At 72.5% G+C, this 21,475-nt stretch carries 17 protein-coding genes; 9 read left to right on the forward strand and 8 right to left on the reverse strand.

The window, feature by feature from the left end; all coding sequences use genetic code 11:
* The 3 genes from KIP79_RS36035 to KIP79_RS36045 form a co-directional block, all read left to right on the forward strand.
* Positions 1–1,022, forward strand: a 1,022-nt coding sequence (locus tag KIP79_RS36035) for a TRAFAC clade GTPase domain-containing protein (RefSeq protein ID WP_214109468.1), incomplete at its 5' end; no start/stop codon positions are given.
* Between the two features lie 4 nt (positions 1,023–1,026).
* Complete coding sequence (locus KIP79_RS36040; protein ID WP_214109469.1) at positions 1,027–3,258, forward strand: GAP1-N2 domain-containing protein; 2,232 nt, start codon at positions 1,027–1,029, stop codon at positions 3,256–3,258.
* Positions 3,258–4,970: a TRAFAC clade GTPase domain-containing protein gene (locus KIP79_RS36045; protein ID WP_214109470.1), complete on the forward strand. Its 1,713-nt coding sequence runs from the start codon at positions 3,258–3,260 to the stop codon at positions 4,968–4,970. The genes KIP79_RS36040 and KIP79_RS36045 overlap by 1 nt, the downstream gene beginning before the upstream one ends.
* A gap of 52 nt (positions 4,971–5,022) precedes the next feature.
* Here KIP79_RS36045 and KIP79_RS36050 read toward each other — a convergent pair whose 3' ends face one another.
* The 3 genes from KIP79_RS36050 to KIP79_RS36060 form a co-directional block, all read right to left on the reverse strand.
* The gene (locus tag KIP79_RS36050) at positions 5,023–6,996 is read right to left on the reverse strand and encodes a sensor histidine kinase (protein WP_214109471.1); all 1,974 of its coding nucleotides are present in this window, start codon (positions 6,994–6,996) and stop codon (positions 5,023–5,025) included.
* Between the two features lie 126 nt (positions 6,997–7,122).
* On the reverse strand, positions 7,123–7,878 hold the full coding sequence (locus KIP79_RS36055) for an expansin EXLX1 family cellulose-binding protein (protein WP_214109472.1): 756 nt from the start codon (positions 7,876–7,878) through the stop codon (positions 7,123–7,125).
* A gap of 31 nt (positions 7,879–7,909) precedes the next feature.
* Positions 7,910–8,821 (reverse strand): terpene synthase family protein, encoded by a 912-nt coding sequence (locus tag KIP79_RS36060; protein ID WP_214109473.1) that lies wholly within the window; start codon positions 8,819–8,821, stop codon positions 7,910–7,912.
* Positions 8,822–8,962: 141 nt separating this feature from the next.
* Here KIP79_RS36060 and glnA2 point away from each other — a divergent pair, with 141 nt between their 5' ends.
* On the forward strand, positions 8,963–10,324 hold the full coding sequence (gene glnA2 / locus KIP79_RS36065; RefSeq protein ID WP_214109474.1) for a gamma-glutamylpolyamine synthetase GlnA2: 1,362 nt from the start codon (positions 8,963–8,965) through the stop codon (positions 10,322–10,324).
* A 44-nt stretch (positions 10,325–10,368) separates the two neighbouring features.
* Here the strand turns inward: glnA2 and mctP are convergent, their stop codons facing one another.
* The 5 genes from mctP to KIP79_RS36090 form a co-directional block, all read right to left on the reverse strand.
* On the reverse strand, positions 10,369–12,012 hold the full coding sequence (gene mctP, locus KIP79_RS36070) for a monocarboxylate uptake permease MctP (RefSeq protein ID WP_214109475.1): 1,644 nt from the start codon (positions 12,010–12,012) through the stop codon (positions 10,369–10,371).
* Positions 12,009–12,413: a DUF3311 domain-containing protein gene (locus KIP79_RS49810; protein ID WP_214109476.1), complete on the reverse strand. Its 405-nt coding sequence runs from the start codon at positions 12,411–12,413 to the stop codon at positions 12,009–12,011. The genes mctP and KIP79_RS49810 overlap by 4 nt, the downstream gene beginning before the upstream one ends.
* Before the next feature lie 147 nt (positions 12,414–12,560).
* Positions 12,561–12,746, reverse strand: a complete 186-nt coding sequence (locus KIP79_RS36080; RefSeq protein WP_214109477.1) for a YbdD/YjiX family protein — start codon at positions 12,744–12,746, stop codon at positions 12,561–12,563.
* Entirely contained in the window at positions 12,743–14,932 is a 2,190-nt protein-coding gene (locus KIP79_RS36085; RefSeq protein WP_214109478.1) for a carbon starvation CstA family protein, read from the reverse strand. The genes KIP79_RS36080 and KIP79_RS36085 overlap by 4 nt, the downstream gene beginning before the upstream one ends.
* 118 nt (positions 14,933–15,050) lie before the next feature.
* The gene (locus tag KIP79_RS36090) at positions 15,051–15,293 is read right to left on the reverse strand and encodes a DUF3311 domain-containing protein (RefSeq protein ID WP_214109479.1); all 243 of its coding nucleotides are present in this window, start codon (positions 15,291–15,293) and stop codon (positions 15,051–15,053) included.
* A 147-nt stretch (positions 15,294–15,440) separates the two neighbouring features.
* Here KIP79_RS36090 and KIP79_RS36095 point away from each other — a divergent pair, with 147 nt between their 5' ends.
* From KIP79_RS36095 to KIP79_RS36115, 5 genes are all read left to right on the forward strand, one after another.
* Positions 15,441–16,985, forward strand: coding sequence for a sodium:solute symporter family protein (locus tag KIP79_RS36095; protein WP_250214405.1), 1,545 nt, complete (start codon positions 15,441–15,443; stop codon positions 16,983–16,985).
* Positions 16,982–17,593 (forward strand): sigma-70 family RNA polymerase sigma factor, encoded by a 612-nt coding sequence (locus KIP79_RS36100; RefSeq protein ID WP_214109481.1) that lies wholly within the window; start codon positions 16,982–16,984, stop codon positions 17,591–17,593. Before KIP79_RS36095 ends, KIP79_RS36100 begins: the two co-directional genes overlap by 4 nt.
* Positions 17,590–17,859 (forward strand): hypothetical protein, encoded by a 270-nt coding sequence (locus tag KIP79_RS36105; RefSeq protein WP_214109482.1) that lies wholly within the window; start codon positions 17,590–17,592, stop codon positions 17,857–17,859. The genes KIP79_RS36100 and KIP79_RS36105 overlap by 4 nt, the downstream gene beginning before the upstream one ends.
* A 103-nt stretch (positions 17,860–17,962) precedes the next feature.
* Complete coding sequence (locus KIP79_RS36110; protein WP_214109483.1) at positions 17,963–19,966, forward strand: sensor histidine kinase; 2,004 nt, start codon at positions 17,963–17,965, stop codon at positions 19,964–19,966.
* Positions 19,967–20,051: 85 nt separating this feature from the next.
* Positions 20,052–21,443 carry a BTAD domain-containing putative transcriptional regulator gene (locus KIP79_RS36115; protein ID WP_250214406.1) on the forward strand — a complete coding sequence of 464 codons (1,392 nt, stop codon included), beginning with the start codon at positions 20,052–20,054 and terminating at the stop codon, positions 21,441–21,443.
* The last annotated feature ends 32 nt before the right edge of the window (positions 21,444–21,475 follow it).

Below are 21,475 nucleotides of genomic sequence, written 5' to 3' on the forward strand. Positions count from 1 at the left end.
GCGGCCTGCCGCCCGAACTGCCGCCGGTCTTCTCGGTGAAGCGACCGGGGCGCCGGGCGGCCTGCCCGGAGTGCGGGCAGGAGACCAGCCGCCGGGCCTGCCCGGAGTGCCACAGCAGGCTGGCCGCCGAGTACTGCGCCAACCCCGGCAAGATCGTGGCGCTGGTGGGCGCGAAGGGCTCCGGCAAGAGCACCTACATCGCGGTCCTGCTGCACGAGCTGATGAACCGGGTGGGCGCCGAGCTGGACGCCTCGCTGGCCCCCTGCGACGACCGCACCATCGAGCGCTACCGGCGGGAGTTCGCCCGCCCCCTGTACGGTGAGCGCCGCCTCCTGGGGGTCACCCAGTCCGCCGTGCACGACGTCAACCGCGACCCGCTGGTGTACCTGCTCACCCGGACCGTACGGGGCCGCCTGCGCACCCGGACCGAGTCGCTCACCCTGGTCCTGTTCGACACCGCCGGGGAGGACCTGCGCAGCCGCGACGTCACCGAGCTCCACCTGCGCTACCTGCGCGCCGCCGACGCGATCATCTTCCTGGTGGACCCGCTGGAGCTGCCGGGCGCCCGCGCGGCGCTGAACGGCGCGGACGGCGGCCACCTGGCCGACGACCCCGACAGCGACCCACTCAACGTGATAACCAGGGTGACCGAGCTGCTGCGCACGGGCACGGGCCCGCTGAAAGTGCCGGTCGCGGTGGCGCTGAGCAAGATCGACGCGCTCCGGCTGCCCGGCCAGTCCGCGCTGCACCGGGCGCGCACCCCGCGCGGCGCGCTCGACCTGGACGACCGGGAGGCCGTGCACGAGCAGGTGCTGGCCCTGCTGGAGGGGTGGCAGGCCGGGATGGTCAGCCGCTACCTGCGGCAGAACTTCGCCGACCACGCGCTCTTCGGCCTGTCCGCGCTGGGCGCGCCGCCCGGCGTGGACGCGGTCGGCGCGGGCGGCATCCGCCCCTACCGGGTGGAGGACCCGCTGCTCTGGTTGCTCTACCGGTTCAAGATGCTCGACGGGGTCCGGGGGTAGTCACATGGCCTGGCAGCTCCACTACACCTCGGCGGAGTCCGGGCCCACCGGGCGCGCGGGCTTCCAGTTCGTCGCCGAGACCCCCGGCCTGCCCGCCGCCCTGCGGGACCTGGCCTCCCCGCACCTGACCTACCGGCCGCCGCCGGACGCGCCGCTGGCCCCGGACGCCGAGCAGATCCGGGCCATGCCGGTCTGCCTGTCCTACGAGCCCGGCCTGCTGGCCCGCTGCGTCTACCTCGGGCAGGACTACTCCGGCCGGTACGGCAACTTCCTGGGCCACGCGCTGGTGCTGGCCGAGCAGGACCTGGTCGGCCTGCGCCCGATCGAGTTCTGGGACGCCCCCTGCTGGGCCGACCGGCCGGAGCCCCCCGGTACGGCCCTGCCCGAGCTGACCGAGCTCGTCCCGGGAAACGCGGTGGACCCGGTGGACCCTGAGTCCCTCGGCGGCTGGCTGGCGGCCGGCGGCCCGGAGGCGTACACGCGGCTGGGCTGGCTGCTGGAGAGCGTGCGGCGGGCGCTGGCCCGGGGGCACGGCAGGCTGGTGCTGGTGGCCGAGGACGTCACCGACGTGGTGCGCTGGATCGCGGTCATCTCGTTCTCGCTGCCCTGGGCGACCGCGGCCCGGCTGTCCTTCGCCACCTACAGCGCCGACCCCGCCTCGGCCCGGCAGAGCATCGTGGGCACCACGCCGGACGTCTGGCTGCCGGCCGACATCGACGCCACCGTGGTCCGGCTGAACGAACCGCCGCCGCCCGTGCGTACCGGGCGGTTCGCCGGGACGGCGGTGGGGTTCTGGCGGCGGGTGGACCTGGACGGCCTGGACGCGCTGGGCGAGCTGGACGGCGCCGACCCGGAGACGGCGGCGGCGCTGATCGCGCTCTGCCGGGGGGACACCACGGTGGGCGAGGAGGAGCAGGCCGGTCTGGTGCCGCTGGTGGCGGCGGGCCTGCCGGAGTGGGCCTGGCGGCTGCTCGGCCAGCGGGCGGGGCTGCTCGGGCACACCCTGGCCGCCGCGATCGCCGAGCACGGCCCCCCGGTGGCGGCCGACCCGTGCGCGGCCAGGTGCGCCGCGATGGCGATGCGCGATCCCGCGCTGCCGGTGCCGGAGCGCCGGATGCGGGCGCCGTACCTGGCCGCGCTGACCACGGCCGCGGGCGACGCGCTGGCGACGGCGCAGGCGCCCCTCGGGGTGGTGGCGGTGCTGCGCGTGGCCGCCGAGTACGGGCTGCGGCTGGACTCCGGCGAAGTGGAGCAGGCGGCGGCGGACGTGGTCCGGCCGGGCGCCGGAGACCTGGCCGAGGCGATCAGGCGCACACCGGTGGAGTGGCGGGAGAGCTTCCTTACGGGGGTGGTCACCGGTCTTGAGCAGGCCCCGCCGGAACTGCGCGGGCGGCTGCTCACCCCCGACGTGAGCGCGCTCCTGGCCGACCGCGACTGGCAGGCCGCGCCCAGGACCGGCGCGCTGGTGCTGCGGCTGGAGGTCGGCGCCGGGCGGCGCAACCGGACCGAGGCCACCATCGAGCTGCTCGCGGTGACCCCCGAGGAGTTCAGCCGGGAGCGCGAGGAGACGCTCCACGCGCTCTGGCGGGCCCAGCCCACGGCGGCGGAGTGCACCAGGCTGATCGAGGCACTGGGCCCGGAGATGGACACCTCGCCGCAGCTCAGCGACCTGCCGGCGAGGGCGTTCATGACCGGCGGGCTGACCGGGGCCGAGGTGGTGGACCTGGCGGAGAAGGTCAGGGACGGGCTGTCCGGCTATCCGGCCGACGACGCCGAGGCGACGCTGATCGTGGCCCGGCTGCCGGAGGCGCCGACCCCGGTGGAGGCGGCCAGGGCGGTGGACGCGCTCACCGAGCTGACCCGCGAGGGCCACCCCGACCTGATGCCGATGACCAGGGACGCCGCCGCCAAGGCGCTGGCCGGGAAGGATCCGCGGTTCCGCACCACGGTGGTCAAGTCGGTCTCGGAGGAGGCCCGCCGGTGGCTGGTCACCGCCTGGCTGGCCGCGCGGCGCAACCGGGACCAGCAGATCGCGCTGCTGGAGATCGCGATCCGGCTCCGGATGGCCGGGGTGGTGCTGCCCCGGCTGGACGAGTGGGCCCGCTCCCAGGTGAAGAACTGGTCGATGTTCGGCTCGGTGGAGGCGCACTTCAAGCGGGACGCCGAGCTGGCCGCCGGGCTCCGCGAGCTGGCCGGCCGCTCGCGGCGGCGCATCTTCGGCCGGGGCGGCGGCTGATGTGGGTCTTCGCGCTGGTGGCCTGGATCGTCGCGATGTGGGTCGGCTTCGTGCTGGTCTTCCCGGTGGCGTTCACGCTCACCCTCGCGGCCACCACGCTCGGCGCGGTGGGCCTGTACTTCCGGGAGGCCGGGCGGGTGCTGCTGCCGGACCTGGCCTCTGGCGGGTCCCCTGTCCCGCCGCCGGAGGACGGCCACGATCCGGCGTACCGGCACTACCTGGTGCGGCAGGTCTGGCGGGACTGGCGGGCGGTCGGGCGGGCCGCCCTGCCCAGGATCGTGTCCACCGCGTACGCGGCGATGTCGGCCAGCACCCGCAGGCTGGTCGGCGACGTGCAGGGCTTCTTCCTGTTCCCGCTCTGGCTGGCCGTCTGCGCGGGGGTGACGCTGGCCGCGCTCCCGCTGGCCGCGCTGCTGCTGCTGATCACCTTGGTGTACGCGCTGACCGTGCTGACCGGCATGCTCGCCTGGCTGACCTGCGTCGCCGTGCTGCGCGGGGTGGAGCAGTCGATCATGCTGGTCCGGCGGATCCTGCAGGCCTGCCCCTACCCGGGCTGCTACGCCCGGATCACCCTCCCGGTGTACGCCTGCCCGGCCTGCGACCGGCGTCACCGCGCCCTCACCCCCAACCTGTACGGCGCCATCCGCCACACCTGCCGGTGCGGAGCCAGGCTGCCCACCACGATCGTGCTCGGCCGCCACCGGCTCCAGGCGCACTGCCCCCGGTGTGACCGGCTGCTCCCGGCCCGGATCGGCAAGGTCAGGGTGGAGCCGGTGCCCTTCGTGGGCGGTCCTGACGCCGGGAAGACCACCTTCATGGCGCTGGCGGTGGACGCGCTGCACGACTCGGTGACCGGGGCCGGGGGGCAGGCCCAGTTCGTGGACCAGGGCGACGAGCAGACCTTCCACCGGCTCAGGCGCCAGCTGGCCGAGGGGCGCATGCTCAAGACCGGCACCCAGCTGCCGAAGGCGGTCATGCTGGACGTGACCGTGCCCGGCGCGCGGCCCAGGGACGGGAGCCGCATCCTCTACCTGTTCGACCCCTCGGGGGAGCACTACACGGGGGCCGGTCAGGTGGAGGCGATGAGCTACCTGGCGCACGGGGAGGCGTTGCTGATCCTGGTCGATCCGTTCGCGTTGCCCGCCGTACAGGACAGCCTGCTGTCCGGTGAGCGGGACCTGCTGGCGGCGGGTGGGCTGGCGCTGTCCAGGGAGGATCCGGCGGACACGGTGCACCGGGTCAGGAACGAGCTCTCCGGCCGTCCCGACGGGGGGCGGCAGCGGCGGATCGCGGTGGTGGTGACCAAGGCCGACCTGCTCCGGCAGACCGCCTCGGGCCGGGACGCCGACGGGGATCCCAGTTCCTGGCTGTCGGCGATGGGCATGGGCAACCTGATCCGGGGCCTGGAGTCCTCCGGGTCACGGGTGCGCTACCTGCTCTCCGGGCTGCCGCCCAAGCCAGGGGAGATCGCGGGCCTGCTCGGCTGGCTGGTGGGCCTGCGCCTGCCCGAGGCCGCCACCGCCCCGTTGAAGGAACCACGCCCCCCGGCCACCTGGACCCCCCGATCGCGCGGGCAGGGCCGCCCGCCGATCAGTTACACGGTCGCCAGGCGGCTGATCTACGCCACCACGATCGTGCTCTCCACCGCCGCGGTGGTGGCACTCGGCTTCCTGCTCTGGCGGGCCTGGCCGGACGGCTCCGTGCTGACCTGATCCGTGGCGGCCGCCCTGGGACACACCACGACGCGGCTGCCGCGTCGGCGGGTCAGAGCGGAAGCCGCGCCGTGACCGTGGTGCCGGCGGTGTCGGAGGCGATGGCGCAGGTGCCGCCCAGCTCTGAGGCGCGTTCGCGCATGGAGCCGAGGCCGACGCCGGACTTAACGCCGGGCGGCAGGCCGACGCCGTCGTCGCAGACCTCGATCAGCAGGGCGTCCGGGGTGCGCCGGAGCAGCACCTTCGCCCAGGTGGCCTGGGCGTGCTTGCGGATGTTGTGCAGGGCCTCCTGGACGATGCGGTAGGCGGCCACCTCGACGGCGGCGGGCAGGCCGTCCAGGTCGCCGTCCACCTCCACGACCGGGCCGTCGGGTTCCAGCGCGCGCACGGCCCCGGCCAGGCCCAGGTCGTCCAGGGCGGGGGGACGCAGGCCGTACACCAGCTCGCGGATGTCGCCGGAGACCGCGTCCATGCCGGTGCGCAGCTCCTTGAGCAGGTTGTCGGCCAGGTCGGGGGAGCTCTGCAGGCTGACCCTGGCCATGTTGATGGTCATCGCCATCAGGGTCAGCGTCTGGCCCAGGCCGTCGTGCAGGTCACGGCGGAGGCGGCGGCGCTCCTCCTCGCGGGCGGTGAGGATGCGCTCCCTGGAGCTGCGCAGGGCGGTGGTCAGGCGCATGGTGTGCACCGCGTCCGCCACGTACGGGGCGAGCACCGCGATCACCCGCTCGTCGTGCGCGGCCGGGAAGCTGCGGCGGCCGGGCGGCCCGATGAGCAGGGTGCCGACCGGCCGGCCGTGCCAGACCAGCGGCACCGTCCGGGAGATCGCGGCCAGTTCCCCGGCGGCGGTGGTGGCCCCGTCGATCTCGACGGCGGTCCCGGTCACGGCCAGGCCGTCCCGGAGGGTCTCCAGCGCGGCGAGCAGGCCGTGCCCGGGGTCGGCCTGCTGGAGCCGGTGCTTGAGGCCGTCGGCGAGGGCGATCGGGTCGCCGTGCCTGCCGTACAGGGCGCGGTCGGCCAGGCGTTGCAGCCAGTTCCTGGTGGGCTGGAAGAACGCCCCCGCCACCAGCGCGGCGGCCAGGCCGAACAGCTGGTCCACCCCGGCCAGGAAGAAGCTGGAGGCGGCCCCGGCCAGCACGTACGCCCCGGCGATCACGCCGACCAGACCGGCGGCCACCAGGGTCCTGGAGACTACGGTGTCGATGCCGAAGAGCCGGTAGCGGAGCACCGCGACGGTGATCGCGGCCGGAATGAGCGGGATGGTCAGCGAGGCCGTCCACCAGATCGGGTCGCCGATCGCCCACGGCACCACCAGCGCCGAGATGGCCAGCAGCGGCCAGAGGATCTGCCGCCGCTCCGCCGGGTCGGCCTGCCGGAAGCGCACCACCAGCGAGGAGAAGGCCAGCACCAGGGAGAGCGTGATGGCCGCGGCCAGCACGCTCCTGGTGGCGTGGTGGTACGGCGCGAACCACGCCACCGCGAGCGGGTTGTGCCCGGTGGTCTCGGTGGACGGTTTGATCAGCACCCGCACCCAGTCGGCGGCCAGCGCCACCGCCGCGAAGCCGCCCGGCACGCACCAGCGCTTGGACAGGATGCGCCCGGTCGGGTAGAGCATCGGCAGCAGGATGCCCAGCGCGTAGGTGGTCAGCCCCCAGGCGGCGGAGGCCAGCAGCCAGAGCAGGAAGACCGCCGGATGGCCGCCCTCCAGGACGATCAGCCGGGCCAGGTTGGAGACCACGATGTTGGTCGCCGCCCCCAGGCCGCCCAGGCAGAGCAGCCAGCCGATCACCAGCCGCGGCAGCCGCAGCACCAGCAGCGCCCCGAACAGCGGGAACGCGGTGCCGGCCATGTCCTCCGGCGCGAACGGCAGCGGCGTGTAGGCGGGCCGGGGCAGCTGGGCGGTGATCCAGATGTTGGTCAGCTCCAGCGCCACCGACACCACGGCGATCCCCACGGCCGCGGCCCTGGCCAGGGACGCCGGCACGCCGAGCCAGCGCGACCGGCGGATCGTGCCTGCGGTCGCCGTCATAGTGCCCCATCCCCCGATGCGGTCGTCTTTCCGGCGTGAACGTATCGCCACCGGGTCGACGCCGGATCAAAGAGGAATTGTCACGCTTTTGGTCACTCCGTATGACGCGTCCACGGGGTGTCTGGTTCAGCAGATGGCCGGGGTGCTGCGGGGGCTGGGCAGGGCGCGGTGGGTGAGCGGGGTGACGGAGACCTCGTCGTACAGGCGGTGGGTGGTGCGCTGGAGGCGGCCGGGGGCGAGCGCGAGGTCGGTGGCGGTGACCTGGTTGCCGTACACGTCGGTGACCCGGACGGTGAACGGGTCCGGGGCGGGGCCTTCGCCGAGGACCCAGTAGTTGTCGGCGCCGCGCCGCAGGTCCCGCCACTGGGCGCCGTCCCTGATCCGTACGGCCCTGAGCGGGTTGCCGTGGTCGACCACCTGCACGGCCAGCCAGTCCGCCGAGGACCCCGCCTTGACCCGGAACGCCAGCGGCGCGGGCACCCAGGGGTTGCGCACCCGGCCGTAGGCGACCGGGACCACCCCCGCCCGCAGGTCGCCGATCCGGGCGAAGGCGGCCCGGCTCAGGTCCAGCTCGCCCCGGCGGCAGCCCGGGCAGCGGTCCACCACCTGGACCCGGACCGAGCCGCGCGGCCCGGTGATGTCCAGGTAACCGCCGCAGGCGGCCGAGCCGGCGTACTCGTCGGTGGAGACGGAGGCGAAGAGCGGGCCGGGGTCGGGCAGCGAGCAGTTGCCGAGCGGCGAGGCGGGCTCATAGAAGAAGGCCCGGCCGATCTCGTCGGCACAGGCCACCGTGCGACCCACCTGGACGGCCAGCGCGACCACCAGCACGGTCACCGAGGCGACGAGGAGCCTGCGGTGCCTCGGCCGTTTCGCGTGCCTCATGTCATGTACATAGCGAAACCGAGTGACTACGTTACGTAGATCTATATCGGTCCGACTCCAGCAGCCATTCCAGATGGGCCCGCGGCCCGGACAGCAGGCACTGCGCCACCAGCGCCACCTCCCCGCCGACGCCGAGTTCCACGCAGGCCCGGGGCAGCGCCAGCGCCGCGTCGCGCAGGTCCTCGGCCCGCTCGGCGATACGGTCGGCCACCCACTCGGCCGGGTCGGGCACCCCGATCCGCACCGCCGCGATCCGCACGTAGTTGTGCGGGTCGCCCTGCTCGCGCGGGAGCGAGGCGATGTCGTTGCACCAGGCGATCACATCGGAGGCGGCGTCCACCAGGGTGCGCCAGGGCGGGGTGGCGTGCAGCCGCGCGGGCACCTCCACCCGCAGGCAGGGCTCCAGCAGGTCCATCATGAAGCCGCAGAAGGCGTGCCGGCGCAGGGCGGGGTACTCCCCCGGGGTCGGGATGCGCCCCGCGGCCCGGTTGAGCGCCTGCACCCGGCAGGCGTCGGCCTGGAGTTCCAGGCGGTTGGCGAAGCGCCGGGCCCAGGCCGGGCTCATCCCCGGCCGGGTCGCCCGCCACAGGTCGGCGAAGGCGGCCACCAGCGGCTCGTCGGTGCCGTACCCGGTGCGCATGGCCTGCCTGAGCCGCCCGACCAGGGCGTCGAGCACCCGCCAGTCCCGGCTGCCGGTGCCCTCGTCGCACCAGTCGTCGAAGGCGAAGGCCCAGGTGAGCCAGCGGGCGAACAGCCGTCCTTCGGGCATCAGGCGGCAGGCCAGCCGGTGGCAGCCGGCCTCGGTGGGCAGGCCGTACGGGGCCGCCCAGGCACGGAGCGCGGAGCCATCACACGTCCACACCGAAGCCGCCAACGGTGGCAACCGGTCGGCAAGCGGGACAAGAATGGCCGCAGCCGACGGTATCCGCAGCTCAGCGCTCATGTGATAACACGTTAGGACAATGTTCACCGATTGTGCGCGAGGCACGACGGAGCGTCCTCACGGTCAGCGCGTAACGCATGTGAAACACAGAAAGGGCACACTGGTATGTGCCCAGAGATGTCCATTCCGTGAGGTAGCGCCTTGGACCGCCAGCAGGAATTCGTCCTCCGCACGCTCGAAGAGCGCGACATCCGGTTCATCCGGCTCTGGTTTACGGACGTGCTCGGCTTCCTCAAGTCGGTGGCCATCGCCCCGGCCGAACTGGAAGGCGCCTTCGCCGAGGGCATCGGCTTCGACGGCTCCGCGATCGAGGGCTTCTCCCGCGTCTACGAGTCGGACATGCTCGCCAAGCCGGACCCCTCCACCTTCCAGGTGCTGCCCTGGCGGAGCGAGACCCCGGGCGCGGCCCGCATGTTCTGCGACATCCTGATGCCGGACGGCTCGCCCTCGCACGCCGACCCGCGCTGGGTGCTCAAGCGCACCCTGGCCAAGGCCGCCGACATGGGCTTCACCTTCTACACCCACCCCGAGATCGAGTTCTTCCTGCTCCGCGAGAAGCCGGAGAAGGGCGTGCGCCCCGAGCCGATCGACGAGGGCGGCTACTTCGACCACACCCCGCACAGCGCGGGCCACGACTTCCGGCGCAACGCGATCATGATGCTGGAGTCGATGGGCATCTCGGTGGAGTTCAGCCACCACGAGGGCGCCCCCGGCCAGCAGGAGATCGACCTGCGCTACGCGGACGCGCTCAGCACCGCCGACAACATCATGACCTTCCGCCTGGTCATGAAGGAGGTGGCGCTGGAGCAGGGCGTCTGGGCCTCGTTCATGCCCAAGCCGTTCACCGAGTACCCCGGCTCCGGCATGCACACCCACATGTCGCTGTTCGAGGGCGACCGCAACGCCTTCTACGAGCCCGGCTCCGACTACCAGCTGTCCAAGATCGGGCGCTCCTTCATCGGCGGCCTGCTCAAGCACGCGGCCGAGATCACCGCCGTCTGCAACCAGTGGGTCAACTCCTACAAGCGCCTGTGGGGCGGCGCCGAGGCCATCGCGGGCGCGGGCGGCGAGGCGCCGTCCTACATCTGCTGGGGCCACAACAACCGGTCGGCGCTGGTCCGGGTGCCGATGTACAAGCCGCACAAGGGCGGCTCCACCCGCATCGAGTTCCGCTCGGTGGACTCGGCCTGCAACCCGTACCTGGCCTTCGCGCTGATCCTGGCCGCCGGCCTGCGCGGCATCGAGCAGGGGTACGAGATGCCCCCCGGCGCCGAGGACGACGTCTGGGCGCTGACCAGCGGCGAGCGCCGCGCCCTCGGCATCCAGCCGCTCCCCCAGTCGCTGGACGAGGCCATCGCGGTGATGGAGCACAGCGAGCTGGCCGCCGAGACCCTGGGCGAGCACGTCTTCGACTACTTCCTGCGCAACAAGCGCGCCGAGTGGCGCGAGTACCGCCGCCAGGTCACCGAGTACGAGCTGGGCCGCTACCTGCCGGTCCTGTAGGCCCCGGCCCACGGTGGCGGGCTCGCCGAGCCCGCCACCGCCGGTCAGCGGGTGAGTTCGCGGATGGGGTCGACGTGCGGGTCCCCGGTGTCCGCGTGGTAGTCGGCGGGTGAGGTGCGGTCGCGGCCGGGCGGGTGTCCGATGGCGCGCGACAGCAGGGTGACGCCCACGCTGACCGCGATGTTCAGGGCGCAGGCGGTCAGCGCGATGTATCCGCCCTCGCCCAGCAACGGGATCTCCGCGACGGATCCGCTGAAGTGCTTCCCCGTCACCGGGTTGACGATGTTGTACGCGACGACGGTCCCGTACACCATGCCCGTGAGCCAGCCGGCCAGCAGGGCGACCGGCTGGAACCAGCGGGTGTAGAGCCCGAACACGATCGCGGGGAAGGTCTGCAAGATCCAGATCCCGCCGAGCAGCTGGAACCCGAGCGCGAACTTCTTGTCCAGGAAGAGCACGAAGGCGAGCGCCCCGACCTTGACCAGCAGCGAGGTGGCCTTGGACACCCGCAGCTCCTGGCGGGCCGTCGCGTACGGCCGGAGGAACTCCCGGTAGATGTTCCTGCTGACCAGGTTGGCCGCGGCGATCGACATGATCGCGGCCGGTACCAGCGCGCTGATCGCGATGGCGGCCAGCGCGACACCGGAGAACCAGCTGGGGAACAGGTCGGCGAACAGCTGCGGGATCACCAGCTGCGGATTGGGCGTGCCGTCGTGGCCGACCGGTTCGATCTTGGCCGCCACCGCGAAGAACCCGAGCAGCGCGAACAGCGCGAGCACGGCCGTGAAGACCGGCAGCGTGCGCGCGTTGCGACGCACGATGTCCCGGTTCTTGGCGGCCAGCACCGCGGTGACCGTGTGCGGATAGACCACCAGCGCCATCGCCGAGCCGAGCGCGAGCGTCGCGTACGCCCAGAAGCCGGACTCGTCAGGCACGAAGACGCCGGTCGGCCGCCCCGTGCCGGGAACCGGCGCGGCCAGCTTCTCCCGCGCGGCCGAGAAGATCGCGTCGAAGCCGCCGAGCCGGTACGGCAGGTAGACGAACGCGACGGACACCACCAGCAACAGCAGCCCGCCCTTCAGCACCGAGATCAGCGCGGGCGCGCGCAGCCCGTTGACGTAGGTGAACGCGGCCAGCACGGTGAACGCGACGGCGAGCGGCAGGTCGTTGAGTATCGCGTTGCCGCTGCCGAGACCGAGGACCTCGAACACCGCCTGGATGCCGACCAGCTGCAGGGCGATGTAGGGCAGCGTGGCCAGCAGGCCGGTCAGGGCCACGGCCAGCGCGAGCGTCCTGCTCTGGTACCGGTCGCGGACGAAGTCGGCCGGGGTGAGGTGGCCCCGCCGGTGGGACACCGACCAGAGCCTGGGCATCACGACGAAGATCAGTGGATAGACCAGGATGGTGTACGGCACGGCGAAGAATCCGCTCACCGCGCCGGTCGAGAACATCGCCGCGGGGATCGCGATGAACGTGTAGGCGGTGTAGATCGTGCCGCCGAGCAGGAACCAGGACGACAGCGCGCCGAACCCGCGGTCGGCCAGCCCCCAGTCGTCCAGCGTGCGCGGCGGACCCGAGATGTGCCGTCCCCGCCTGCCCTGGATCGCGGCGAACCCGACGACGGTGACGATCAGGAAGAAGATCACGAGGATGGTCAGCGCCGTGACGTCGACGCCCTCGTCGTTCACCACAGGTCCCTGGGCGTGCGCCGCCGGGGGGTCAGCAGGCGGTAGGCGCACCCGGTCACGCAGGCGGAGATGAACACCCACAGCAGCTGGTACCAGTAGAAGAACGGGATTCCGAACAGCGACGGGCCGGTTCGCGCGTAGCCGCCGACCCACAGCAGCAGGAGGAACGGCGTCCCGAGCAGGATCGTGGCGAGCAGCCTGGCCCCCTGGCCGGGGCGGGGTCCCGACCCGGCTTCTGGCTCGCCCGGCAGGGCGTTACGCGAGAGCGGGACCGGCCGGATCGGCTGGGTCTGCGGCGGTTGAGTCTGTGGCGGCCGGGTCTGCGGCGGCTGGATCCGGGTCGGCCGGATCGGCTCGGCCCCGGAGTGCAGGGGAAGGGACGGATACGGTGGGCCTGCCACGTCGGCTCCTCGAAGAAATCATTGGGTATGGGTGACGCCCCCGGGTCGCCTCCCCCGCGTCTGGCCCCGCGTCAGGCAGCGGGGAGCGGGAGGCGTCCCGGGGGCCGCTTGTCGGTCCCCGATCCCCCGAAGGATGCGAGCGCGCTGTCAGCAGCAGCGGGCGCCGGGCGTGGAGTCCTGCCGGTCCATCCGCAGCCGCTCGTACTCCTGGCGGGAGAGCGCCGGCAGGTGCGGGTGGGTGCGCTGCCAGGCGGAGTACCGCTCGTACTCGCCCTCGCCGTTGAGTTCGCGGAGGTACCAGCGGGCCAGGCTCAGCAGGGATCGCACGGTCATGGCTTGCCCGCCTCCTCCGCCAAGCCGCCGGAGGCGCCGGACGGGCCGGTCAGGGCCAGTTCGCGCCGCTCGGCCGGGGTGGCGAACAGCCCGGAGGGAGCCACGATGGTGGACACCGCGTACGGCCCCTCCGCCAGAGGCAGCGGCTCCGCGGCCCGGATGGCCCGGTAGCAGACCACCGCGGCATTGGCGATGATGACGATCACGAGCAGCGCGAACATCGAGCAGAGCACGGCGTCGACGGTGGAGTTGACGACGACCACGTGCATCTGGTCCAGGTTCTTCGCCGGGGCGAGCACCTTCCCGTCGGCCAGCGCGTCGGCGTAGCGTTCCCGCTGGGCGAGGAAACCGATCTTGGGATTGTCGCTGAACATCTTCTGCCAGCTCGCGGTCATCGTGAGCGCGACGATCCAGGCCAGCGGCAGGCCGGTGACCCAGGCCCACCTGAGCTTCCCCGACTTGATCAGCAGGGTGGTGGCCAGCGTCAGCGCGATGGCGGCCAGCAGCTGGTTGGAGATGCCGAACAGCGGGTAGAGCTGGTTGATGCCGCCGAGCGGGTCGCTGACGCCGACGTAGAGGAAGTAACCCCAGGCGAGCACGACCGCCGCGCTGGTGCCCCAGAGGCCGGGCTTCCAGCTGACCCGGGCCATCGGCTTCCAGACGTTGCCGATGGTGTCCTGCAGCATGAACCGCCCGACCCGGGTGCCCGCGTCGACGGTGGTCAGGATGAACAGCGCCTCGAACATGATCGCGAAGTGGTACCAGAACGCCTTGAGCGCGCCGCCGCCGAAGATCCCGGCAAGGATCTCGGAGATCCCGACGGCCAGGGTGGGGGCCCCACCCGTACGCGCGATGATGGTGTTCTCCTGCACGGCCGCGGCCGCGGCCTGCAGGTCGGCGGGGCTGATGGTGAAGCCGAGGTTGGCGACGGCGGTGGCCGCGCTCTCCGCGGTGGTGCCGAGCAGCCCGGCCGGGGAGTTCATCGCGAAGTAGAGACCGGGGTCGAGCACGTTGGCGGCGACCAGCGCCATGATGGCGACGAACGACTCCATCAGCATCGCGCCGTAGCCGATCAGGCGGACCTGCGACTCCTTCTGGATCAGCTTCGGGGTGGTGCCCGACGCGATGAGCGAGTGGAAGCCGGACAGCGCGCCGCAGGTGATGGTGATGAACACGAACGGGAACAGCGACCCGGAGAAGACCGGCCCGGTGCCGTCGAGGGCGAACTTGGTGATCGCCTCGTTCTGCAGCTGCGGCGCCGCCACGACCACGCCGACCGCGAGCAGCACGATCGTGCCCACCTTCATGAACGTCGACAGGTAGTCACGCGGGGCCAGCAACATCCAGACCGGCAGCACGGAGGCGAAGAACCCGTAGACCACCAGGCAGATGACCAGGGTCTGCGGGCTGAGGGTGAACACCTCCGCCCAGGCCGACCCCTCGACGTACCCGCCGCCCGCGATGGCGAGCAGCAGCAGGGCGATCCCGATCACCGAGGTCTCCGTCACCCGGCCGGGCCGGAGCACCCGCAGGTAGACCCCCATGAAGAGGGCGATCGGGATGGTCATCGCGATGGAGAAGGTGCCCCACGGGGAGGCCGCGAGCGCGTTGACCACGACGAGCGCGAGCACCGCCAGCAGGATGATCATGATGGCGAACACGGCGATCAGCGCCGCCGCGCCGCCGACCGGACCGATCTCTTCCCGGACCATCTGGCCGAGGCTCTTGCCGTCCCGGCGCATCGAGAAGAACAGCGTGACCATGTCCTGGACCGCGCCGGCGAAGATGACGCCGACGATGATCCAGATGGTTCCCGGCAGGTAGCCCATCTGCGCGGCGAGCACCGGCCCGACCAGCGGTCCTGCCCCGGCGACGGCGGCGAAGTGGTGACCGAACAGGACGCGCCGATCGGTCGGCTGGAAGTCGACGCCGTTGTCGAGCCGTTCCGCGGGGGTGGCCCGCCGGTCGTCGACCCGCAGCACCTTCCGTGCGATGAAGCGCGAGTAGAAGCGGTAGGCGATCGCGTACGAGCCGAGCGCGGCGACCACCAGCCAGATGGCCGAGATCTCCTCACCGCGGGAGAGCGCGAGGACACCCCAGGCGACGGCGCCGACGACGGCGACCGTCGTCCAGATGGCTACGGACCTGAGAGAGATCTTCGACTCGGTTGAGCCGATTATGGACATGACGGATCCTCCTGGATTCAGGGCAGGACAGAACATCCGGGGGGTTGTTCGGAGAAAACCGGCTCGCCGTGCGTGGCAGGGCATCGAGCCGTACTGGTCGCCGGTTAGGCGCGGGGACCTATCCTTGGCGCTCGTCGCGCTGGGACCGGTCGCGTGGTCGTTCCCGGCGCAGCGCGTACGCGGCGGCCATGAACGCCACACATCCCGGTATCCAGGCGATCTGGTACCAGAAGAAGAACCGCATTCCGGCGAACTGCGGCACGTCATGCGGGTACCAGGGCACCCACAGGAGCGCGAGCACGGGCACGGCCAGGCAGATCCCGGCGCCCACGCGCCGCGCCGTCCATGTCCGCTTCGCCATGACGTCCTCCGGAATTCTTCTGCGGTCTGCTGGAGGGTTGCCGACACGGCCGATCCGGTTTACGCGTATTTCGGGGATGTTTCACGTAAACCGATCGGGACGCCTTCGCAACATGAAAGGTAGTTCCTGGGGCCTTGGACGGTGGCGATGATCGAGCCGATGAGCGTGGCGGCCTTCCTTGCCGTCCTCGGGGGGACCTCGCTGCTGTCGATCGCCGCGCGCCGGTTCTGGCCCCGGCCCGAGTTGCCCACCCTGCACAGCTGGGCGCTGGCGGACCGCCGGTTCGGCACGGTGACGACCTGGTTCCTGCTCGGTGGCACGATCTACACCGCCTACACCTTCGCCGCCGTGCCCGGCCTGGTGTACGGCACGGGCGCGATCGGTTTCTTCGCCGTGCCGTACACGGTGATCGTGTGCCCGCTCGCGTTCGTGCTGCTGCCCCGGCTGTGGGCGGAGTCACGGGAGCACGGGTACCTCACGGCCGCCGACCTGGTCCGCGGCCGGTTCGGCTCCCCGGCGCTGGCGCTGGTCGTGGCGGTGACCGGGGTGCTGGCCACGATGCCGTACATCGCGTTGCAGCTGGTCGGCATCCGGGCGGTGCTGTCGGCGGGCGGACTGTATCCGCGGGGGGTGCTGGGCGACCTCGCGCTCATCGCGGTGTTCGCGGTGCTGGCGGTGGCGACCTACCGGCACGGCCTGCGCGCCCCGGCGGTCATCTCGCTGATGAAAGGGGTCGCCATCTTCTGCGCCGCGCTCGCGGTGACGTTCGTCGTGCTCGACCGGCTCGGCGGCACCGGGCCGATGTTCGACGCCGCCGAGCGCGCCCTCGGCGCGGGCGCGGAGCGGCAGGCCTCGCTGACCCTGGATCCCCGCCTGTTCCCGGTGTACGCGACGCTCGCGGTGGGCTCCGCGCTGGCCCTGCTGCTCTACCCGCACGTGCTGACCGCGACGTTCGCCGCCTCCGGCGCGGACACGCTGCGCCGGGCGTCGATCGCGCTGCCCGCCTGGACGGCGGTGCTCGCGATCTTCACGACCCTGGGGGTCGCCGCGCTGGCGGCGGGGATCCAGGCGCCGCCCGGCAGCGCGGAGGCGGCCGTGCCGCTGCTGGTGAAGGAGCTGATGCCGGCCGCCCTGACCGGACTGGTCTTCGGCGCTCTCACGGTCGGCGCGCTGGTGCCGGCGGCAGTCATGTCCATCGCGGTGGCCACCCTGTTCGTCCGCAACATCTACGTCGAGTGCTTCCACCCGACGGCCACCCCGAAGCGGCAGACCCGGGTCGCGCAGATGGTCTCGGTGAGCGCGAAGCTCGGCGCGGTCGTCTTCGTGTTCGGGCTGCGCGACCAGGACGCGATCAACCTGCAGTTGCTCGGGGGAGTCTGGATCCTGCAGACCTTCCCGGCGGTCGCCATCGGCGCATTCATCCGCCGGCTGCACCCTCGGGCGCTGCTGGCCGGCTGGGGCGCCGGGATGACCGCCGGCACGCTCATGGTGGTCTACGGCGGCTTCTCCTCGCTGGTTCCGGTGGGAGTCGGCGGGCAGGGCGTGCAGGCGTACGCCGCGTTCGTGGCCTTCATCATCAATCTGGTCGTCGTGGTGCTGCTCACACCGATCTTCGGTCGCACCGGCGGGACGAATCCGCCGCAACAGAACGGACGCCCCCATATGCCACCAGAAGTGGGAACGGTTCGATGAGTATTCTGCGGCCGACGGGCCGGCCCCGCACACTCACCGATCCGGCTTCTCCCGCGGTCGAGACCCAGGTTCCCGAGCCACCGCCCCCGGTGCCGCCGATCACGCTTCCGGGGGCTCCGGCGGCCGACCGCGAGGCGGAGCTGACCCGGCTGTTCGGCCTGCACTTCACCGGTCTGCTGCGGCTGGCCGTGCTGCTGGGCGCCGACGACGCGGAGGACATCGTCTCCGAGGCGTTCTGCGAGCTCCACCGCCGCTGGAACAAGCTGCGCACGGCCGACGCCGCGCTGCCCTACCTGCGCTCGGTGGTCTGCAACCTCACCCGGATGCGCCTGCGCCACCTTCAGGTCGTGCGCAAACACACGAGCTTCTCCACCGACCTGGAACATTCGGCGGAGAGCGTGGCCCTGCTACGCGACGACCAGAAGGCCCTGATCGAGGCGCTGCGGCAGCTGTCGGCGCGGCAGCGCGAGGCACTGGTCCTGCGCTACTGGCTCGGGCTGCGCGAGAGCGACATCGCCGCGGCCATGGGAATCTCCTGTGGCGCGGTCAAGGCGCACACCAACCGTGGCATGGCCACGCTGACGGAGATCATGAAGGAGCGACGATGACCACGGGTCCGGCCAGCACCGAGGACCAGCTGCGCGAGGTGCTCGTGACGCTGGCCAGCGGCGTTCAGGCGGCTCCCCACGCCTACCAGCGGGTTCAGAAGGAGTGGCGACGCCGGGAACGCAGACGCAGACTGTTCCTGGCGATCCTCGTGGTCCTGGTCTTCACGGCCGCGGACGTCGCCGGGCTGTGGGCGCTCAACCAGGCGCGCAACCAGCCGCACACCGTGTTCAACGACCACGTCCCGGCCCCGCCCCCCGGCGAGTGACCCGGCCCGCGGACCGCCCGGCCCGGATTACGGCTGCACCATAAACAGACCGGCGCCGACACGATAGTCTGCCGCACAGCGGGCTGTTGGGGAGAAAATGGGCATGGATCGCGCGCGGCCGGCGGCCGGAGCGGTGGCCGCCGCCGGACTGGTCATCATCCCGGCCGCGCTGGTCATCCAGCTCCAGCTGCCCCCGGCCTGGCAGCCCACCTTTCCGCTCACCCCCGACCACTCGGCCGGTCTGACCTTTCCCTTGGTCGGCGCGTTCCTGGCGGCGCTGCGGCCGAGGCTGACGGTGGCCTGGCTGATGTGCCTGGGCGGCCTGCTGGCCGCACTGAGCGTGTTACTGGGCGCGTTGACCTTCCGGCACGCCGCCGACGGGGCGCTGGAGACCGCGGGCGTGCTCCGCCTGTTCTCGTTCTTCTGCTGGGCGTCCGGCGGCGGCGTCCTGGCCATCCTGGTCCCCCTGTACTCACCGGACGGGCGGCTGCCGTCCCCGCGCTGGCGTCTGCTGGTACCGGTCAGCGTGGTCGCGTTCACCGGGATGGGCCTGATCACCATGCTCCGGGTGGTGCCGCCCCCCGGCAGCCGGGTACGCCCCGTGCTGATCCCCAACCCGCTGGGAGTGCTCGGGCTCGACCCGATCTACGATCAGCTGTACGTCGTGATCTACACGCTGATGCAGATCTGCGTGCTGGCCGCACTGACCTCGCTGGCGGTGCGGTGGCGCCGGGGCGACCCGGAGACCCGGCGGCAGATCGCCTGGCCGCTGCTCGCCTTCGCGATCTACGTGATCTTCCTCCTGCTGGGCGACGACTACTGGCTCTTCGGCACCATCTGGGTCGGCCTGATCCCTGTGGCGATCATGGTCGGGGTGCTCAGGTACCGGCTGTTCGGCATCGACACCGTGGTCAGCCGGACCTTCGTGGCCGCCGGCCTGGTGCTCACGGTGAGCACGGTCTACTTCGGCGTGGGCGCGCTGTCCAGCCTGCTGGTCTCCGGCTACGACCAGGTGGCGGGGCTGGCCGCGGCGCTCTTCTCCGGCGCCTTCTTCCAGCCGATGCGCCGCCTCCTCCAGCGCACCTCCGACCGCATGCTCTACGGCCGGGCGGGCGACCCGCGCCTGCTGGCCCTGCGCCTGACCCAGGAGGTGCGGCAGGCCGACCCCACCGAGGCGCTCAGCGCGGTGGTGGCCGTGGTCAGGGACGGCCTGGCGGTGGACGGCGCCGCCGTGGAGGTGCGCGACGGCAGCCGGGTGGAAAGCGGCACGGTGGGCGGGCAGCCACGGGAGATCGCCCTGGTCTGGCACGGCGAGTCGGTCGGGCGGCTGCTCATCGGCAGGCCCGGCACCCGCAGGTTCGCCGCCGCCCACGACGAGCGGGTGATCGCCACGCTGCTGCCGTACGTGGCGGACGTGGCGCACGCCGCCCGGATGGCCGCCGACCTGCAACGTTCCAGGGAGCGCATCCTGGCGGCCAGGGAGGAGGAGCGCCGCAGGCTCCGCCGCGACCTGCACGACGGCCTCGGCCAGACGCTGGGCGCGATGGCGATGACCCTCAACATGGCCAGGCTCAACATCGCGCACGCCCCCGGCACGGCGGACGGCCTGCTCCGGGACCTGCGCACCGGCATGGACGCGGTGGCCCTGGACATCCGCCAGCTGGTCTACGGGCTGCGCCCGCCGGCCCTGGACGACCTGGGCCTGACCGGGGCGGTGACGGCGCTGGCCGCCGAGACGGCGCCCGGCGCCGAGGTACGCGGGGAGGACCTGGGCGAACTGCCCGCCGCGGTGGAGGTGGCCGCGTACCGGATCGTCCAGGAGGCGCTGACCAACGTACGGCGGCACGCGAACGCCGAGCGGGTGCGGGTCAGCCTGGAGCTGGCGGGCGGGCAGCTGGTGGTCCGGGTGGCCGACGACGGGGTGGGCCTGCCCGAGCAGCGGCGGGCCGGGGTGGGCACCGCCTCGATGCGGGAGCGCGCGGCCGAACTCGGCGGCACCTGCGCGATCGTGTCCTCCCCCGGCGGCGGCACGCTGGTGGAGGCCCGGCTGCCGGTCGCCACCGACCGGCCCGCTCCCGCCGGCGCCCTGACCGAGCAGGGCGAGTGAGTTTCCGGCCGCAGGCTTTACGCTTACCTCTGCGATGGTGATATTCCGTGCGCTTGGTCCTTTCCAGGCGATTTCCAATGAGCGGATGCTCGACCTCGGGGGGCAGCGGCAGCAGGCCGTGCTCGCCCGGCTGCTCGTGGCGGGCGGCCGGGCCATCCCGGTCAGCACGCTCATCGACGAGCTCTGGCCCGGCGATCCCCCGGCGCAGGCGCTGTCCACGATCCAGGGTTACGTGTCCCGGCTGCGCCGCGCCCTGGAGCCGCACCGCGCCCCCCGCGAGGAGGCCGGCATCCTGGTCTCCGCGCCCCCCGGTTACGCGCTCCGCGCCGACCTGGAGCGGGTGGACGCCTGGCACTTCGAGAGCCTGGTCAAGCAGGACGGCGACGGCGACCCCGAGCAGGTCTCCCGGCGGCTGGACACCGCGCTGGCGCTCTGGCGGGGCCCGGCGCTGGCCGAGTTCGCCGAGCTGGGCTGGGCGCAGGCCGAGTCGCTGCGGCTGGACGAGCTGCGCCTGATCGCGGTGGAGCGGCGGGCCGACGCCGCGCTCCGGCTGGGCCGCGCGGCCACCCTGATCCCCGACCTGGAGGCGCACGCCTCCGGCTACCCGCTCCGCGAGGAGGCCTGGCGGCTGCTGGCGACGGCGCTGTACCGGGCCGGGCGGCAGGCGGACGCGCTGGGCGCGCTGCGCCGGGCCCGCGACGTGCTCCGCGATGAACTCGGCCTGGACCTGGGGCCCACCCTGCAACGGCTGGAAGGGGACATCCTCGCCCAGGCCGCGCACCTGGACGGCACGCCGGCCGCGCCGGTCACGGGCCGGGCCGCGGCCCCGGGCGACGTGCTGCGGGTGGTGGTCGTCGACGACCAGGCGCTGGTGCGGACCGGGCTGAAGGTGGTGCTGGACAGCGAGCCGGGCCTGGAACTGGTGGCCGAGGCGGAGAACGGCGAGCAGGCCATCACGGCGGTGAGCGCCGCCCGGCCGGACGTGGTGCTGATGGACATCCAGATGCCCCGGCTGGACGGCCTGGCCGCGGCCCGGCGCATCCTGGCCGGGCAGGACCCGCCGAAGGTGATCATGATGACCACCTTCGGCACCGACGACAACCTGTACGCGGCGCTGCGGGCCGGGGTGAGCGGTTTCGTGCTGAAGACCTCCCCGCCGGAGCAGCTGATCGCGGCGATCCGGGCGGCGGTGGCCGGAGACGCGCTGATCGACCCGGCGGTGACCACCCACCTGATCGCCGCCTTCGCCGGGCGGCAGGACCCGGGGGCGCCCGCGGGGCTCTCCGACCCGGAGATCGACCTGGTCCGGCTGGTGGCCAGGGGCTTCACCAACCGGCAGATCGCGGTCACCCTGGCGGTGCCGGAGCAGGCGGTGGCCGACGAGGTGAACGGGCTGCTCAAGCGGCTGGAGCTGCTGGATCGGGCGCAGCTGGTGGTGCTGGCGTACGAGTCGGGTCTGGTCAGTCCGGGCGGCTAACTTATCGTCAAATTGACGACAATAATCCGGGG

Source organism: Acrocarpospora catenulata (assembly GCF_018476525.1).
In the GTDB taxonomy this organism is placed as follows: Bacteria; Actinomycetota; Actinomycetes; order Streptosporangiales; family Streptosporangiaceae; genus Acrocarpospora; species Acrocarpospora catenulata.

Bases quoted from the DNA above. Each gene is read 5' to 3' on its own strand.
- KIP79_RS36040 (WP_214109469.1), top strand. From the start codon at position 1,027: ATGGCCTGGCAGCTCCACTACACCTCGGCGGAGTCCGGGCCCACCGGG.
- KIP79_RS36045 (WP_214109470.1), top strand. From the start codon at position 3,258: ATGTGGGTCTTCGCGCTGGTGGCCTGGATCGTCGCGATGTGGGTCGGC.
- KIP79_RS36050 (WP_214109471.1), bottom strand. From the start codon at position 6,996: ATGACGGCGACCGCAGGCACGATCCGCCGGTCGCGCTGGCTCGGCGTG.
- KIP79_RS36055 (WP_214109472.1), bottom strand. From the start codon at position 7,878: ATGAGGCACGCGAAACGGCCGAGGCACCGCAGGCTCCTCGTCGCCTCG.
- KIP79_RS36060 (WP_214109473.1), bottom strand. From the start codon at position 8,821: ATGAGCGCTGAGCTGCGGATACCGTCGGCTGCGGCCATTCTTGTCCCG.
- KIP79_RS36080 (WP_214109477.1), bottom strand. From the start codon at position 12,746: ATGACCGTGCGATCCCTGCTGAGCCTGGCCCGCTGGTACCTCCGCGAA.
- KIP79_RS36085 (WP_214109478.1), bottom strand. From the start codon at position 14,932: ATGTCCATAATCGGCTCAACCGAGTCGAAGATCTCTCTCAGGTCCGTA.
- KIP79_RS36090 (WP_214109479.1), bottom strand. From the start codon at position 15,293: ATGGCGAAGCGGACATGGACGGCGCGGCGCGTGGGCGCCGGGATCTGC.
- KIP79_RS36095 (WP_250214405.1), top strand. From the start codon at position 15,441: ATGATCGAGCCGATGAGCGTGGCGGCCTTCCTTGCCGTCCTCGGGGGG.
- KIP79_RS36100 (WP_214109481.1), top strand. From the start codon at position 16,982: ATGAGTATTCTGCGGCCGACGGGCCGGCCCCGCACACTCACCGATCCG.
- KIP79_RS36105 (WP_214109482.1), top strand. From the start codon at position 17,590: ATGACCACGGGTCCGGCCAGCACCGAGGACCAGCTGCGCGAGGTGCTC.
- KIP79_RS36110 (WP_214109483.1), top strand. From the start codon at position 17,963: ATGGATCGCGCGCGGCCGGCGGCCGGAGCGGTGGCCGCCGCCGGACTG.
- KIP79_RS36115 (WP_250214406.1), top strand. From the start codon at position 20,052: ATGCTCGACCTCGGGGGGCAGCGGCAGCAGGCCGTGCTCGCCCGGCTG.